The following is a 13,618-nucleotide window of genomic DNA, read 5'->3' on the forward strand; positions in this document are numbered from 1 at the left end:
TCTTCTCCTACTACTTTCGGCTTAACCCTGGACCCTGCACTTCTCCTGTCGTGCAGAGTGAAGCTTTCTAAACTAGCGCTTCAAAACGTCTATTTCATGCAAGACTTTAACGCCACTTCTCACCCCAGCCTGCCTCAATTGCCTAAAGCTCCTACCGGAATCGATGGGCTCGATGAGATTACGGAAGGGGGCCTACCCAGAGGGCGGCCAACACTGGTATGTGGCAGCGCCGGGTGCGGCAAAACGCTCATGGGAGTGGAGTTTTTAGTACGCGGCATCTTGGAGTACGACGAGCCGGGAGTGCTCATGGCCTTCGAAGAAACCGCCGAGGAGCTGACCGCCAACGTTACGTCGCTGGGCTTTGACCTGACTGGCCTACAAGCCGCCGGCAAGCTCCGCATCGACCACGTGCACATTGACCGCTCGGAGATTGAAGAAACTGGTGAGTACGATCTGGAAGGCCTTTTCATTCGGCTCGGCTACGCCATTGACTCAATTGGGGCTAAGCGCGTAGTGCTCGATACCATTGAGTCGTTGTTTTCGGGTTTCCCAAATCAAGCGGTGTTGCGCTCCGAGATTCGGCGCCTATTCCGTTGGCTCAAAGACAAAGGCGTGACTACGGTAATTACGGCGGAGCGCGGCGACGGCTCCCTCACCCGGCAGGGCCTAGAGGAGTACGTTTCTGACTGCGTGATTCTGTTGGATAACCGCGTTATCGACCAAATCACTACCCGCCGGCTGCGCATTGTAAAATACCGCGGTAGCACCCACGGCACCAATGAATATCCTTACCTGATTACGCAAGAAGGCATTTCTGTGCTGCCGGTAACCTCGCTGCTCCTCAACCATGAGGTGTCGAATGAACTGGTCTCAACGGGAGTGCCAGCCCTAGACGATATGTTTGGGCTGAAAGGTTTTTACAAAGGCAGCAGCATTTTGGTAACTGGCACAGCGGGCACCGCCAAAACTACCTTAGCGGCGGGCTTTGCCAATGAGGTGTGTGAGAAAGGTGGGCGCTGTCTGTTTTTTGCCTTCGAGGAGTCGCCGCAGCAGTTGGTGCGCAACATGAATTCGGTTGGCATCCGTCTTGCGCCCTGGATAGAGAACGGGCAGCTGCAGATTGAAGCTTCCCGACCAACGCTTAATGGCCTAGAGAAGCACCTAGTAAGCATTCATAAGCAGGTCAGTGAGCACAAGCCCGATGCGGTTGTTATTGACCCTATCAGCAACCTGATTACGGTAGGCAATATCTCGGAGGTGCGGAGCATGCTCACCCGCCTCATCGACTTTCTGAAGGTGAACAACATCACGGCCATGTTCACCTCCCTGCTCAGTGCCCGCAATGAGCGACAGGAGATGACAGAAGAGGGCGTTTCTTCTTTGGTAGATACCTGGATAAGCGTGCGCGACCTAGAAGGCGTGGGCGAGCGAAACCGCGGTATCAGCATTCTGAAGGCACGTGGTATGGCGCATTCCAACCAAGTGCGTGAATTTATCGTTACGAACCACGGTATCCAGCTCCTGGATGTGGTAATCGGTCCGACCGGCATCGTGACCGGGGCTAGCCGCCTGACCCAGCAGTTGCAGGAACAGGCCCAGGCTCGGGCCGCCCGCCTAGAGCTAGAACGCAAAGACCGGGAGCTGGCCCGCAAGCGCCTCGTGCTGGAGGCCACCATTGCCAACCTACGCACCGAGTTTGAATCGGTGGAAGAGGAGCTTCGCCAGATCAGCCACGAAGAGCAAAGCCGACTGCGCTCGGGCAATGGCAAGCATCAGCCGGCCGATGCTGCTGAAGGTGAGCATACCTCCGCTTCGGCCGATCAATAGGCTTTTTTAATTACCAGCATGAACACTGACGTTGCCACCACGGCACCTACAATGGAAGAAGAAACCTGGGAGCTGCGCCTGTACGTGGCAGGTCAGACCACCAAGTCGGTGACGGCGTTGGCGAATCTGAAGAAGTACTGCGAGGAATACCTGAAGGGCAGGTACCAACTAGAGGTAATTGACCTACTAGTGCATCCGCAGCTGGCTGCCGGCGACCAAATTCTGGCTATTCCTACGCTGGTACGGAAGGTGCCGGTGCCCATTCGGAAAATTATTGGCGACTTATCTAATCAGGAGCGGGTTCTGGTAGGACTGGATATCCGGGCGGTTGATGCGAAGTAGCCACCACGAAACCGCGGCCGACGCAGAAGGAGAGCCAGCAATCGAATACATATTGCATCTGTATATTACGGGGGCAACGCCCAACTCTACCCGGGCGGTGCGCAACATCAAAGCACTGTGTGAGCAGCACCTGCGGGGGCGCTACGAGTTGCTTATTATCGATATCTATCAGCAGCCCGCGCTGGCGAAGCGTGAGCAGATTATTGCCGCCCCCACCTTGGTTAAGAAGCAGCCCCTGCCGGTGCGCCGCCTAATCGGTGACCTGTCGGAGACGAAAAGGGTGATGGAAGCGCTTGGTTTACCGGACTTGCCCCTGAATAACAGCCATGAGTGAGGTGTCTGCTGAAACGTACGCTGAACTGCTGCGCAAGAACGAAGAGCTGCGCTGGCAACTGGAGGAAGCCGAAGAGCTGATTTCGGCTATCCGGACGGGGGCCGTTGATGCACTGGCCGTACAGGGCGCCGATGGCCCACAAATTTTCACGCTCCATGGCGCCGACCAGGGCTACCGGACCCTCATCGAGCAAATGAATGAAGGGGCCCTGCTGCTTAGCCCCGATGGTACAGTGCTGTACTGTAATGCCTGCTTGGCAAGTTGGCTGCAGTATGCCCTCGAAGAGGTGATGGGTAGCTCGTTTACAGCCTTTGTGCCGGTGGCGTTTCACACGTACTGGAACGAGCTACTAGAGCAGGGCTGGGCCGGTAAAAGCCGGGGAGAGCTACCCCTGCAAGCGCGCAACACCTCTTTCCTGCCGTTCTCGGTTTCCATGAACCGGCTGCAGTTCAACGACGCGCCCGTGCTGGCCGTTATCGTCACCGACCTGTCGGCGCAGCAGGAAATTCAGGATATCCAGGCCTTGGTGGCGGAGCAGAACGACCTAATCAGCCGGAAAATTGAGGAGCTAGAATGGGAAACGGCGGCCCGGCAGGCCGTAGAGCAGGCCGCCGCCGAGGCTCGCCGTATACTGGAAGGCATTCCGCAGATTGCCTGGACGGCCAACCCTCAAGGGAGTAACACCTACCTCAACCGCCGTTGGTTCGATTACGCCGGCCCCCGGCAAAACCTGCCGCTGGCCAAGTGGCTTCTCGCGTGCATTCATCCCGATGACATTCGGACGGCAGTGAGCAGCTGGCGAACTGCCTTGCGCACGGAAGAAGCGCTGGAGGTAGAGTGCCGCATCCGGAACCGCCACGGCGAGTACCGCTGGATGCTGGGGCGGGCACTGCCTTCCCGTAACAGCGACGGGGAAATCATTCAGTGGATTGGCACCTACACCGACATTCACGAGCAAAAACTGGCCCTGGAGCGCGTAGACCAGGCGCAACGGCAGTTGCAGGAAAACAACATGCAGCTAACCCGCGCCAACGTTGACCTCGACAATTTTATCTACACTGCCTCGCACGACCTGAAAGCCCCCATTAACAATATTGAAGGGCTGCTGCACGCCCTGCTCTCAGAGTTGCCCTCCGACGGCTCTGGCCTGCGGCAGGTGCAGCCCATCATGGAGATGATGCAAGACTCCGTGGACCGCTTCAAACGGACCATAGAACACCTTACGGAGGTTACGAAGCTGCAGAAGGAAAACGACCAGCCCGAAACACTGGTTGAGCTAGGCGCCGTCATCCGGGACATTTGCCTTGATCTGGTGCCGTTGGTGCAGGCCGCCGAGGCGGAGCTGGAAATCGACGTCGATCAGTGCCCTACTATCCGATTTTCAGAGAAAAACCTGCGCTCGGTGTTGTATAACCTGCTCAGTAATGCCCTCAAATACCACTCGCCCAACCGACCCGCCCGCATTAGCATCAGTTGCCACAAGATGGACGACTACGTACTGTTGCGGGTGCAAGATAATGGCCTAGGCCTCGATGTGCGTAAGAGCCACAAGCTCTTCAGCATGTTCCAGCGCTTCCACGACCACGTAGAGGGTAGCGGCATTGGCCTGTATATGGTCAAGAAAATACTAGAAAATGCCGGCGGCCGCATTGAGGTGGAGAGCGAGCTAGGTACGGGCTCTACGTTCACGGCCTACTTCCGGCTGCAATAGGCACGTGGCCCCCTAAATACAACAAGAGCCATTGCCCTTGGCAATGGCTCTTGTTGTTAAAATGCACGTAATAGCCCGCCGCGTAGGCCTATTCGGGGAGGTACTGCAGGATGCTGAGTTGGTCTTCGTGCAGCACTTCGTTGGCGAGTTCCAGCAGCTCAGATGAAGTAATCTGCCGCACTCGGTCGAATATTTCGTTGATGGACTCGACGCGGCCCAGGTCGAGGGTGCTTTTGCCCAGCAACTGCATAAGGCCGCCGTTGCTTTCCTCGGCCATGGCCAGCTGGCCCATTAGCTGCTCTTTGGAAGTGTGTAGCTGAGCCGTGCCTAAGGCTTGTTCCCGCAGGCGCTTCAGCTCCTTTTGTACCAGCGAAATAGTGCGGTTTACCTGCTTCTTCTCGGTGCCGAAGTAGATGCCAAACAAGCCCGTATCGGTGTAGGGCGAGTAGCTGGCATCAATAGTATACACGAGGCCATACTTTTCACGCACGGCCAGGTTGAGGCGAGAGTTCATGCCAGGGCCTCCGAGCAAGTTGTTCAGCAGGAAAAACGGAATGCGCCGCTCATCCTCCAGCGAGTACGCCGGCCCGCCAATCAGGCAGTGCGCCTGCGAGATAGGCCTACGCTCGATGCGCTCTACGCGGTTATACGCCCCAAATGGAATGCGAGGGCGGGCGCCGAGCTGGGCTGGCAGCGGGGCCAGATACTTATTGGCCAGGCGCTTCACTTCTGAGAAGGGCAGATTGCTTACGGTGCTAAACACCAGCCGGTCGGTGCGCACATTCTCACCCAGGAACTTGAAGAAGTCTTCCTGCTGAAAGCTGCTGACACTTTCGCGGGTGCCCAGAATGTTGTGGCCTAGAGAGTGGTTTCCGAATACCACGGCGTCGAAGTCGTCGATGATGGCGTCTTCGGGAGCATCCTGGTACATCGACATCTCCTCCAGAATTACGCCACGCTCTTTCTCAATTTCCTTTTCCGGAAAAACCGAGTTAAACGTGAGGTCGGTGAGGAGCTCCATAGCCCGCTCGAAGTGGGTGCTGAGCAGGGAAGCGTAGAAGCAGATTTTCTCCTTAGTAGTGTAGGCATTCAGTTCACCACCAACCGTTTCGAGGCGGTTGAGGATGTGGAAGCTCTTGCGCTTTTCGGTGCCCTTAAAGGCCATGTGCTCCCAGAAGTGAGCCAGGCCTTGCTGGGCTGGCTTCTCATCCCGAGAGCCAATATCCAGCAGGAAGCCGCAGTGCGCGATTTTGGTGTGCGGAACGGTTTTATGCAGAACCCGGATGCCGTTGGGCAGCTCGTACAGGTCGTAATCAGACATTAGGTAGAATCTTAGAAACGGAGAGCCAAGACGTGGAAGTTAGCCAGTCTGGTCGAGTATAACCACGTAGCCCCGAGAGTGGTTGCAAAGGTACGGTAACGGTGAGTGAGAGTGGCCTAGGCTAGCGTCCTTCACATCATGCTAGGCCACTTCTGTTTTTCACACCTTTCGTTCAGGTATGGCTTGCGCCTCCCGCTCAGCCAAAACAGCTAGGAGCTGTTGGGTCTTGATGCCATGGGCGCAGCGGAAGTGGCCTAGCGGGCACTTGCGGTAGCCGTGCAGGCCGCAAGGTTGGCAGGCCAGTTCCTCCTCAATCATGACCACTCTGGAGAAGGGGCTCAGCGGGCCAAAGCCAAAAGCAGGCACCGTGGAACAATACACCGCGCAAACCGGCGCACCTACCGCCGAGCACAGGTGCATGGGCGCCGAGTCGTTAACGTAATTAAGCACCGCCCCGCGCATAAGGGCCGCGGAAGCCAGCAGGGAAAGCTTGCCCGCTAGGTTAACCGTATTCGTTCGGCCGCTGGCTTGCAGCAGCTTCTCGCAGGCTTCCACATCGGGTGGGCCGCCTAACAGGTACACGGTGTAGTGGGCGGGCAAGGCCGCCAGCAACTTCAGCCACTGCTCCTCAGGAAACTGCTTGGTAAACCACACCGAGGTAGGCGCAATGCACACATACTGGCCTACGGCGGCGTAGGGTGCGGCAGCCGCTTCGTCTTGAGCAGTAGGGAAGAGGTGGGGCGCAATGGCTGGCCCGTCGTACGCGGGAGCAAGCAAGCGCAGGTTGCGCGACACTTCGTGCACACCATCGCCAATGATGTGCGGCGCCGTGCGGGTGAAACCGCGGGCAAAGGGGTTTTTATCGAAGCCGATGCGCTCTGTAGCGCCCGAGAAGGCAGTCAGGAAACCCGTGCTGGCGAAGCGCTGCAGTGTTACTACGCGGCCGTAGCCGGTGCGCCGAATTTGCTGGAGCAGGTGCCAAAGGCCGCGGTATTTCTCCTTCTTCTTGTCCCAGACGAGCACGTGGCGCACGTAGGGGTGGCCCTTCAGCAAGCCCTCGTTGCCTTTGCGCACCAGAAAGTCTACGGGCGTATCGGGCTCGGTGCGGTGCAAGTACTCCAGCAGCGCCGTCGCCAGAATCACGTCGCCGATAAAGGCGGTTTGAATGAGCAGAATAGCGGAGCGGTTGGCAGAGTCAGGCATAGGGCAAGGGCAATTGGCAAAGGTACCGCACTAGCGGCCGTTTGCCAACTGCAGAAGATAGCGTAGGCCACTACGCCAAAGCCGCGCGGAACTGCCTAACTTGCCCCGGCCGCTTCGGCGGTTTCCGTTTGTGCCACTTTACCCCGCTCTGTGCCCATGCGCTACGGCTCTATTTCGCCTGATCTGTTTATTGAGAACCGCCGCCGCTTCACCCAGCAGCTGCCGCCAGCCTCCCTGGCCATCTTCCAGTCCAACGACATCATGCCGACGAATGCCGACGGTACGATGCCCTTCCGCCAAAACAACGACCTGTTCTACCTCTCCGGCGTCGATCAGGAAGAAAGCATTCTGGTTATCTTCCCCGATGCCGTGCTGCCCCAGTACCGCGAAATCCTGTTCCTGAAGGAAACCAGCGAGCATATTCTGGTGTGGGAAGGCTACAAGCTCACTAAGGAGCAGGCCCGCGAGCAAACCGGCGTGCGCACCATCATGTGGCTCGACTCCTTCAAGACGGTGCTACCAGCCCTGATGAACGAGGCTGAGAATGTGTACCTGAATGCCAACGAGCACATTCGCTCGGTGGTGGAAGTAGAAACCCGCGACGCCCGCTTTATCAAGTGGATCAGAGAGGCCTACCCGCTGCACACCTACCGCCGCGCCGCGCCCATTTTGCACCATCTGCGGGCCATCAAGAGCGATGAGGAAATCCGGCTGATGCGCCGCGCCGCCGACATTACGGATAAAGCCTTCCGCCGTTTGTTAGGTTTCGTGAAGCCCGGCGTGATGGAATATGAAATTGAGGCTGAAATCTTCCACGAGTTTTTGCGCAACGCCTCCCGCGGCCCCGCCTACGGCAGCATCATTGCCAGCGGCGCCAACGCCTGCATTCTGCACTACGTGAGCAACGACCGAGAGTGCCAGGACGGCGACGTGCTGCTGCTCGATTTCGGGGCCGAGTACGCCAACTACGCCGCTGACCTCTCGCGTTCAATTCCCGTGAACGGTACGTTTACCAAGCGCCAGCGCGACGTGTACGAGGCCGTACTGCGGGTAATGAAGTTTGCTACCTCGCAACTAGTGGCCGGCAACAACATTGAGGCTTACCATGCTGCCGTAGGCCACTCCATGGAGCAAGAGCTTATTAAGCTGGACTTGCTTAACGAGCAAGACGTTAAGCACCAGGACCCTGCCGCGCCGCTTTACAAGAAGTACTTCATGCACGGCACCAGCCACTACCTGGGCCTCGACGTGCACGACGTAGGAGCGAAGTACCGCGTGTTTGAGCCCGGCATGGTGTATACCTGCGAGCCGGGAATCTACATTCGGGAAGAAGGGCTGGGTATTCGTCTGGAGAATGACATCCTCATCACGTCCACTGGCAATGATGACCTGATGAAGAACATTCCGCTAGAGGCCGCTGATATTGAGCGTTTGATGCGCGAGGCGCGCTAAATTGTGCGGTTTACCGCAAAAAAAGGGATGGCCTAACACAAGGCCATCCCTTTTTAATTGAGGATGATTCAATCTACGCTTTGGGCAGTTAGTGCTGGCAAAGCTGAACTGACCAGAGGATAACTAGTAAATAAATAATCCAGAAATGGAACTTACCTAGAATAAGTTGTCAACTTGGGAACAGCCAGAAGGTAGCTGCGCCGCGTTTCATGGGGGGCAGTAAGCAATGATACTCCTATATTCTCAAAATGGCCCTGGCCCTATATGCTGGGAGTTCTATAGGGCAAACAGCCAGAGCAGTTACCCTTTTCGCCAGTTTTTTTTATGCTTCTGGTCAAAAGCATTTTTCGCGGAATAGTGTAATTAGTTTGAGTTCTAAAGACGAGCTTTAAATAATAAATATAGTGAATATAATGGGTTGTGTTAGTTGGATTTAGACTAGCGCTAGACGCTGCATTAAAGGTTTTCTAATGCTTGGGATACAACTTTATTCGTTGGGGAAAGTATAGGCAGCTTAGCCGGGGTCGTGCTGCGCATGCGGTGCTTGATTCTGGCTGTACTATTTTCTTCACCTAATTTCGCCCATATGAGACACCTTTTAGCAACCACAACAGCCCTGGGTCTGTCGCTTCTGGCGGCTGCCCCGCGGGCTCAAGCGCAGTCGTCAGACCGCAAAACGGCCATCAGCATTACTGGTAATGCTTTCCAGTACAAAGGCAGCTTCGGCTCCGACTATTGGAAGTGGAAAAGCAACGAGTACGGCCCTGGCATCTCCATCAACCGTTATCTCACCGATGGTCTCGACCTGATGCTGAGCGGTAACTACGTTGAGTTTGCAAAGTCGGCCCCAGCGGGCAACCCTTACTTCGGCAGCAACTTTGCCACCAACGTAGTAAACGTAAACCTGGGCCTGAAATTCAAGCTGCTGAAAGAGGAGTCGTTCGTACGTCCTTACCTGTTGGCCGCTCCTGGTTTCACCTACACCAGCCGTGAGGGTACCATCAACCGCAACAACCAAGCACTGCGCACCGACCAGGACAAGACGTACTTCGACCTGTTTGGCGCCGCTGGCTTGAACTTCCGCCTCGGCGACGCCGTGAGCTTGTTCGTGCAGACGGGCCAGCACATTCCGCTGAACGCCAACATTGATGGTGAGCCCAACCGCGACGACAATAAGTGGGACGACCGTTTCCTGCAGCACACTGTGGGCCTCACGTTTGCCCTGGGTAAAGCAAAAGACACTGACGGTGACGGTGTTTCTGACCGCAAAGACAAATGCCCCGACACGCCCGCTGGCGTAGTCGTTGACGAAAATGGTTGCCCCCTCGATGGCGACAAGGACGGCGTTCCAGATTACCAAGATCAGTGCCCCACCGAAGCTGGTACGGCTGCTATGCAAGGCTGCCCCGACCGCGACAACGATGGTGTGGCTGACAAAGACGACCAGTGCCCCGACCAAGCTGGTACGGCTGCTCTGCGCGGCTGCCCCGATGCTGACGGCGACGGCGTAGCTGACAAAGACGACAAGTGCCCCGACACCCCCGCCGGTACGCAAGTAGACGCTAGCGGCTGCCCCTTGGTAGTTGACGCTGACGGTGATGGTGTTCCAGATGCGGCTGATAAGTGCCCCGATACGCCTAAAGGTGCTCGTGTAGACGCCAACGGCTGCCCCATGGAAATTGATCCGGCCATCCGGAAACTCGAGCAGCCCATCCGCTTCGAGACCAACAGCACCGTGATCAAGCGTACTTCGTACCCTGCCCTCAACAAGATGGTACAGGCTCTGAAGGATCACCCTGAGTACAGCATCCGGGTAGTTGGCCACGCTGACTCACGCGGTACCGACGAGTACAACCAAGCTCTGTCGGAGCGTCGTGCTGGCTCGGTGAAGCGCTACTTCACTGGCAAGCAGGTTGACCCCGCTCGCGTGGTAACCGAAGGTCGTGGTGAGTCGGAGCCCGCTGCTCCTAACACGTCTGCTAAGAACATGTCGCAAAACCGTCGGGTAGAGTTCCACTTCGAATTCTTCATCCCGAACGCTCCTCAGCCCTAATCGGCCGGAGTAGCAAGTAAAAAGCGGCGTACCGAAAGGTGCGCCGCTTTTTTTTATTGTCTATCCTGTCTGTACCGCAAAGAACCAGCTAGGCCACTCTCACAGCAGCGAGCTTAGCCCTTTTGCGCATGAGGATATGGGTGGTTTAGCTATATCATCGGCTAGCCTGCTACATGTTGTGCCGTAGTCAACTTTTACTGCTTGCGCCTATACAGCAGGAGCATCACTTCTAGGCCTCTGTCAGCGCAGATTTTATATAATTCTTACCAAGGTTAGCCACCTTCTTAAGCATACCGTATCGGCTCACCAAGCATCCAAACTAGGTCTACCTTTCTCACGGGCACTGGCCTAGAACAGTGAAAACGTAGTGGAGTAAGTACAGCGCCGGGTTGGGATAGTATGCGTCGTATGCCGTCTGATTGAGTCGGCAGTTACACAGACTGTTGCTTCACGGAGATATCTAGATACAGAAAAGGCTGCCCCAGTGATGGAGCAGCCTTTTTTAAGCTGGTGTAACGGAATAAATTATCGAGAAAGCTCGCCGGCTACGCTGGGCAGGAACTTCTTGATTTGGTTGAATTGCTCCTGTGTGAAATTGCCGCCTACTGAAATTAGCATGAACGAGTCGGGGGCGCCTTGCACGTTACCGGTAGCCACAAACTCCGTTATCCGGTCGCCTTGCTGGCGAGTGGCGTAGCGCAATACGGTGGCGTGGTCGGTATTGTCGAGGGCCAGCGGGGTGTAGCGCTCATTAGCTAGCAGGCCATCTACCTCTTTGGTCAGGCCCTGGGCCACTAGCTCCCGGGCACTGCTGGTGGTGGGAGCAAACGTGAGCACCTTCGCGCTGCGGATAGAGCTTAAGGCTTGGGTGAGGTCGTTGTCGCCCCCGAGCTTGGCCAACCGGCCTAGCACCAAGCGAGTGGTCAGGCCCGCTGACCAATCGGTGGCTTTGAAGCCCGGTCGGTTTTCATACTTACTAAAGAACTGGGCTACGGTGCGGGCGGGTTGGCCCGGTCCACCGGCCCGACAGCCAGCCAGCATGAGCAAGACCAGCACTGTGAGGAAGGAGAGGGTACGGAGTTTCATAAGACTGCAAAGGAATAGGATGTGCCCCTGACATACGTAGTTGCGAGTAACCTGTTCGGGGCAGTGGCCTACTCAAAGGCAATAGCATTTATGAAAAACACATTCCGGGTAGTGAACCCCGATGAGCGAATGCGCTGGTAGCCGTAGGCCACAAACTTGCTACCGTACCAAGCCTGCAACTCGGAGTTAGAAGTACCCAGCGTTTTCTCGGGGTGGCTTTCTTCGCCTGTGCGTAATACGGCCTCTAAATCATTGGGCGAAGAAGTGGCCTGGTCAATGATTTTGTAGCGCAGCTTGTCTTCGTAGAGGTAGCTCAGCACCAAGCGCTTGCCATCGGGCATGGGGCGCACTTGCACAGTTTCAGCCAGCTCGCCGGTTTCCACGTCCTTCAGCAAAAAGGCATTATCCCAGAGCAGGTTGCCGTGCCGATCGAAGGCGCACACTAGGGCATGGGTGAACCGGTAGCCATCTACGTTGCGGCCATTGCGGTTGTAGCCGCGGTTGTACGAGTTAGCTCCGTATAGCGGGTTGTACATGGGCAGGTAAGCCGCTGTATTGTAATACGTGCCGTAGCCATACTGGTAGCGTGGATAATACACTTCAGCTACCAGTACGTACGCACCCTGGAAGGGAATCATATCGTGCATGAGTAGGCGGTAACGGAGGCGGTGCTGGCGAGAAGCGGCCCGCAGCTTCTGGTTCCGCTGGCGCATACGGGCCACGCGCGCAGGGCTCATGAAATCGAAGAAGTGCTTCAGATTCAGGAAATCATAAAAGCGCAAGGAGCGGCGCTGACCAGTTTCCGTAACGCCCGCGGTTAGGTCGGCCGCAAACAAGCCCTGCGAATAGCGGGAGTCGCGTAGGGTATAGGTGCCGGCCAGCAAGCGGGCGGCGCTGTCGCCGGGGCTGAGCTGGGCCGAGATGAGGCCCCGCTCGCTTTCGGCCTGCACAAACTCCGAGCGCAGCAATTGGCCCTGCTCAGAGAGCTGCTTCACCTGCAGGCGCGACTTAAACCCATTTGATTCGCTCAGGATAAATTCAGCCCGTTTCGTGACGGAGTCGGCCAGGAAGGTAAGAGTAGCCGGCAGCGGCTCATACACGGAGGGCAAAAACTTAAACTGCGCCGTGTGCAAATCCAGCAGCAGAATAGTCAGGTGCTGATCTAGGCCTACCGTAACAAACAGGTTACCGCCCAAGGCCTTCATGTTATGCACGTAGCGCGTCAGCTTCGTGTCGAATTCGCCTTTGCCTAGTTCCCCAGTGCGGGTATCGAAGGCCGCGACCCACAGCTTGCCCTGAGTGGAGGAGGTAAACAGCGCGTACACATCAGAGCCCTCGGCGCAAATCTGGCTGAACTCGTACTCTCGGGGTACTTCCAGCACCAGCTTGCGCCCCGGCTGTAGCTGGTGGTTGTAGTGCTGAAAGTAAAACTCCGATTTGGTGGATAACGGCAGGTCTCTCTCCACCAATACTACCAGGCTACTGTCTTCGGGCAGCGTTTGTACATGCACATCACTGCTGTAAGACTCCAGGGGAAGCTCTAAGCGAGCCGTTTGTTTGGGGGCGGGTGGGGTGGGCGGCGTTTGAGCACTGGCAGGTGCCAGAAACCAGCTCAGCAGCAGGAAAAGGGCAGGATACGCGTATTTCATAGGGCGAAGAGGTACGTAGGCCAGGCGGAGTCAGTACTAGAAGTAAGATACAATGAAGTAGCCGCATTGCCGCGCGCACTGGCAGATACTTGATGCCCCAACCGCAGGTATTCCATATGGGTTCAGGCATAAAAAAAGCGGCCGCCTACTGGGCAGCCGCGAGGGTACTTCCGAAGGCGGATATGTTACGCCCCAAGCTCCAGAATCACATCAAACTCCTCGGCCCGCAGCGGCATCACCGACAGGCGTGACTGCCGCAGTAGGCCTATCTGACTCAGGCGCTGATCTTGCTTGATTTGGGCGAGGGATACTGGACGGGGTAGGGGCTCCTGGGGCTTTAGGTGCACGGCCACCCAGCCACTGCCTGCCTCGGCGGTAGCATCGGGGGCGGCTGGGGCAGCTACCTGGGCCACGCCCACTACTTCCTTGTCGCTGACGCTGTGATAGTACAGCACCAGGTCGCCGGGCTGCATTTGCTGCAGAAAATTACGTGCCTGGTAGTTGCGCACACCAGTCCAGTCGGTGCCACCGTCGCGGTTGAAATCGGCCCAGGAGTAGGCCGCGGGTTCAGATTTTACAAGCCAATAGTTCATGGCCTGCAAGCTACAAAAGAAGAGGCGTGCGTACGCAGAAGCGGCAG

Annotated in this window: 11 protein-coding genes; 6 read left to right on the forward strand and 5 right to left on the reverse strand. The window is 56.7% G+C overall.

Going from position 1 to position 13,618, the window contains the following annotated elements:
• Positions 1-96: 96 nt before the first annotated feature.
• The 4 genes from kaiC to EU556_RS05390 are packed head-to-tail and all read left to right on the forward strand — an operon-like array spanning position 97 to position 4,214.
• Entirely contained in the window at positions 97-1,827 is a 1,731-nt protein-coding gene (gene kaiC / locus EU556_RS05375; RefSeq protein WP_135431760.1) for a circadian clock protein KaiC, read from the forward strand.
• A gap of 18 nt (positions 1,828-1,845) precedes the next feature.
• The gene (locus EU556_RS05380) at positions 1,846-2,169 is read left to right on the forward strand and encodes a circadian clock KaiB family protein (RefSeq protein WP_135431762.1); all 324 of its coding nucleotides are present in this window, start codon (positions 1,846-1,848) and stop codon (positions 2,167-2,169) included.
• A 52-nt stretch (positions 2,170-2,221) separates the two neighbouring features.
• Positions 2,222-2,503, forward strand: a complete 282-nt coding sequence (locus tag EU556_RS05385) for a circadian clock KaiB family protein (RefSeq protein ID WP_245327440.1) — start codon at positions 2,222-2,224, stop codon at positions 2,501-2,503.
• 1 nt (position 2,504) lies between these two features.
• The gene (locus tag EU556_RS05390; protein ID WP_167855464.1) at positions 2,505-4,214 is read left to right on the forward strand and encodes a PAS domain-containing sensor histidine kinase; all 1,710 of its coding nucleotides are present in this window, start codon (positions 2,505-2,507) and stop codon (positions 4,212-4,214) included.
• Between the two features lie 88 nt (positions 4,215-4,302).
• Here the strand turns inward: EU556_RS05390 and EU556_RS05395 are convergent, their stop codons facing one another.
• Both EU556_RS05395 and EU556_RS05400 read right to left on the reverse strand, forming a co-directional pair.
• The gene (locus EU556_RS05395; RefSeq protein ID WP_135431768.1) at positions 4,303-5,535 is read right to left on the reverse strand and encodes a M16 family metallopeptidase; all 1,233 of its coding nucleotides are present in this window, start codon (positions 5,533-5,535) and stop codon (positions 4,303-4,305) included.
• A gap of 159 nt (positions 5,536-5,694) precedes the next feature.
• Complete coding sequence (locus tag EU556_RS05400; protein ID WP_135431770.1) at positions 5,695-6,738, reverse strand: glycosyltransferase family 9 protein; 1,044 nt, start codon at positions 6,736-6,738, stop codon at positions 5,695-5,697.
• 156 nt (positions 6,739-6,894) lie between these two features.
• Between EU556_RS05400 and EU556_RS05405 the strand changes: the two genes are divergently transcribed.
• Together EU556_RS05405 and EU556_RS26745 are read left to right on the forward strand one after the other, a co-directional pair.
• Positions 6,895-8,190 (forward strand): aminopeptidase P N-terminal domain-containing protein, encoded by a 1,296-nt coding sequence (locus tag EU556_RS05405; RefSeq protein WP_135431772.1) that lies wholly within the window; start codon positions 6,895-6,897, stop codon positions 8,188-8,190.
• Positions 8,191-8,776: 586 nt separating this feature from the next.
• On the forward strand, positions 8,777-10,243 hold the full coding sequence (locus EU556_RS26745) for an OmpA family protein (protein WP_135431774.1): 1,467 nt from the start codon (positions 8,777-8,779) through the stop codon (positions 10,241-10,243).
• A gap of 525 nt (positions 10,244-10,768) precedes the next feature.
• Here EU556_RS26745 and EU556_RS05415 read toward each other — a convergent pair.
• From EU556_RS05415 to EU556_RS05425, 3 genes are all read right to left on the reverse strand, one after another.
• Positions 10,769-11,329 (reverse strand): DUF4252 domain-containing protein, encoded by a 561-nt coding sequence (locus EU556_RS05415; RefSeq protein WP_135431776.1) that lies wholly within the window; start codon positions 11,327-11,329, stop codon positions 10,769-10,771.
• Between the two features lie 68 nt (positions 11,330-11,397).
• Positions 11,398-12,978 (reverse strand): hypothetical protein, encoded by a 1,581-nt coding sequence (locus EU556_RS05420; RefSeq protein WP_135431778.1) that lies wholly within the window; start codon positions 12,976-12,978, stop codon positions 11,398-11,400.
• A gap of 185 nt (positions 12,979-13,163) precedes the next feature.
• Positions 13,164-13,571 (reverse strand): EVE domain-containing protein, encoded by a 408-nt coding sequence (locus EU556_RS05425; RefSeq protein ID WP_135431780.1) that lies wholly within the window; start codon positions 13,569-13,571, stop codon positions 13,164-13,166.
• Between the last annotated feature and the right edge of the window lie 47 nt (positions 13,572-13,618).

It is taken from the genome of Hymenobacter fodinae, assembly GCF_004745825.1.
Classification (GTDB): Bacteria; Bacteroidota; Bacteroidia; order Cytophagales; family Hymenobacteraceae; genus Hymenobacter; species Hymenobacter fodinae.

Bases quoted from the DNA above. Each gene is read 5' to 3' on its own strand.
- EU556_RS05425 (WP_135431780.1), bottom strand. From the start codon at position 13,571: ATGAACTATTGGCTTGTAAAATCTGAACCCGCGGCCTACTCCTGGGCC.
- EU556_RS05400 (WP_135431770.1), bottom strand. From the start codon at position 6,738: ATGCCTGACTCTGCCAACCGCTCCGCTATTCTGCTCATTCAAACCGCC.
- EU556_RS05415 (WP_135431776.1), bottom strand. From the start codon at position 11,329: ATGAAACTCCGTACCCTCTCCTTCCTCACAGTGCTGGTCTTGCTCATG.
- EU556_RS05420 (WP_135431778.1), bottom strand. From the start codon at position 12,978: ATGAAATACGCGTATCCTGCCCTTTTCCTGCTGCTGAGCTGGTTTCTG.
- EU556_RS26745 (WP_135431774.1), top strand. From the start codon at position 8,777: ATGAGACACCTTTTAGCAACCACAACAGCCCTGGGTCTGTCGCTTCTG.
- EU556_RS05380 (WP_135431762.1), top strand. From the start codon at position 1,846: ATGAACACTGACGTTGCCACCACGGCACCTACAATGGAAGAAGAAACC.
- EU556_RS05405 (WP_135431772.1), top strand. From the start codon at position 6,895: ATGCGCTACGGCTCTATTTCGCCTGATCTGTTTATTGAGAACCGCCGC.
- kaiC (WP_135431760.1), top strand. From the start codon at position 97: ATGCAAGACTTTAACGCCACTTCTCACCCCAGCCTGCCTCAATTGCCT.
- EU556_RS05395 (WP_135431768.1), bottom strand. From the start codon at position 5,535: ATGTCTGATTACGACCTGTACGAGCTGCCCAACGGCATCCGGGTTCTG.